This window comes from Fusibacter tunisiensis, from assembly GCF_016908355.1.
Classification (GTDB): Bacteria; Bacillota; Clostridia; order Peptostreptococcales; family Acidaminobacteraceae; genus Fusibacter_D; species Fusibacter_D tunisiensis.
Map to the genome: position 1 here is coordinate 1 of NZ_JAFBDT010000059.1, position 2185 is coordinate 2185.

The window sequence follows — 2185 nt, forward strand, 5'->3', positions numbered from 1 at the left end:
TGCTAACTTCTCATATTTTTCCTACTCAACATAAGAACGCCATCAGTGATTACTCAAAATAGGTAGTGTTGAACCTTCTGTTAACTTTCAAGAAATGCCAATACCTCAGCTCTGGTTTTAGAACTGCGAGCTATTGCATCCAATAACTCCTTGGCTTCTAACGCTTTCTTCTCCTCGTAGAGATCGTCAAGCTCTCCAGATATTTTATCGCATCGTTCTTTCATTTTACGGAGTTTTTCTTCTTGTTCACGGATCTTTTCGTCGATTGTTTTAGTAGACTTCGTTCGCGCCATCTTCATCCTCCTCTTGTTCTGGAGCGGCTGCTCCCATAAGTTCTTTTCCTATTGACAATGCTCTTGCTCGCGCACTGTCTTCATCTATTCCAAATGCTCCTAAAATAGTCTTTTGTGTTGCGGTAATTGCATGATCTAATTTATAGTTACCACCAGGCTGCCTGATCAGTTCAATCTTTTCCAATTCTCGAAGAGCAGCCGGAACGGTCATATAGTTTGGTTTTTTTGCCATCTCAGCCATACGTTTTCTCAACTGGGTATATATCTTGCTTCTGATAATTAGAGCAATGAATTCTACAAATATTTTAGATTCAAGAGCATCATTGCTCGAAACTCGAAATGATTTATTACCAAGGAAAGATTTGTCGCTACAAAATAATTTCTCGGAAGCATCACGACTTTTGTATAACAAAAGTGCGTCGCTGGCACTCATCTTTTTTGATGTCACAATTGTAAAATAACCACACAGTTTCAGCTCTTTTTCAATAACATCCTCTCGTTCTTTATAGCCATAAAATTTGCGTTTACCATCTTTTTCATGATAGGTCAGTTCGTAATAGTGCTCATATTTTTTCCCGAAGTCTATATCTTTTCCCTTGCTCTTATTCATCATTTCTTCCATACGTTGCAGCTCATTTTCCAACTGAGCACGTTCCGCGCTTTCGCGGTTTACCTTATGATAAATATGAAAATATCTGTCCTTAATATCATCTGCGTAAAGTTTGTCACATACCGTCATTCCATAGGTTCTAAAAGCTTTAATCGCACAGTTTCTATTGGTTTCGAACTCTCCTTTATGATCCATGATTAAACCATTCACAAATGAAGCTTTTCCTTTAACCATAATCACAAAATCATAGTTGCATCGGTCCATATAATTCAGATTATCCCTGCTGAAATATCCGCGATCAAGAACAAATCCAATGTCCTTGTATCCATATGCCTGGACTTTTTCTATAAGATACTGTAACTGCGAAACATCAACAATACTTCCTGGATAACTCTCATATAGCAAAGGCTCCTGATTGTTTATATCGTAAGCAAGAGAATAGTTTACAACTGCAGCTCCAATATCTTCTTTTGGATGGCCATACTCAGCTTTTTCAATATCTCCAGCTTTACAATTTTTGTTGGTCGAATCGTAAGATAAATAGATTTGCTCTTTATGGTTTCTGTTTTTGTTCCAACTATTCAGAAAATCAATTCGATCATCTTCCGTGATCTCAGAAAAAAATCTAGAAATGGTTGAATCGCTGTATATTTTCTGCTCTGGAGTAAGAACAGGATGATTATAAGCATAATCAGGATAGTATTGAGCAACATTGCTCTCACAGATAATGGAATAAGTGGCTAGATCAAGCAATAGTCCTTTTCCGCGATCGTCCCACGATGAAAGATGATTCGCAAGTTTGTAATCATCAATGATTTTCTTGATCACCAAAAATGCTCCAACTCGGATGCAAGAACTGCGCGAAGCTGGATTATTTACCTCAACAGGGAGAACAATATCCGGAAAATACTTTTCAAAATTTGGATTTGGATACATCATAGTTGGATCATCATTAGACAATTTTCCAATGGTAGTACGCATGGGCACATTATACTTCTTTTCAGGAACATATTTTCTGTCATAAGTGTACTCAATATAAGTTGTATCACCACGCTTATTTCTTGAAATTTTTCCTGTTTGCTCGGGGATTTTTATCAGAAAATCGTAATACATCTTACACCTCCAAAGTATGATATCCTACTCAAATATTATAACAAAAAAACCACTAAAGTGCAAGCAAAATCACAACAAAATCCGCTTGTTTTCAGTGGCTCGAGCTGTTTTTCAATACAGGAAAATAAGGAACAAACAATTGAGTGTGATAAAGTGTGAGAAGTTAGCA

At 36.8% G+C, this 2185-nt stretch carries 2 protein-coding genes; both read right to left on the bottom strand.

Going from position 1 to position 2185, the window contains the following annotated elements; all coding sequences use genetic code 11:
* Positions 1-80: 80 nt before the first annotated feature.
* Positions 81-293: a hypothetical protein gene (locus JOC49_RS13015; protein WP_204665472.1), complete on the bottom strand. Its 213-nt coding sequence runs from the start codon at positions 291-293 to the stop codon at positions 81-83.
* The gene (locus JOC49_RS13020; RefSeq protein WP_204665473.1) at positions 271-2016 is read right to left on the bottom strand and encodes an IS1634 family transposase; all 1746 of its coding nucleotides are present in this window, start codon (positions 2014-2016) and stop codon (positions 271-273) included. The genes JOC49_RS13015 and JOC49_RS13020 overlap by 23 nt, the downstream gene beginning before the upstream one ends.
* Positions 2017-2185 lie beyond the last annotated feature (169 nt).

What these genes read in the sequence shown, in the direction of transcription:
- JOC49_RS13015 (WP_204665472.1), bottom strand. Translation starts at nt 293, where the DNA reads ATGGCGCGAACGAAGTCTACTAAAACAATCGACGAAAAGATCCGTGAA.
- JOC49_RS13020 (WP_204665473.1), bottom strand. Translation starts at nt 2,016, where the DNA reads ATGTATTACGATTTTCTGATAAAAATCCCCGAGCAAACAGGAAAAATT.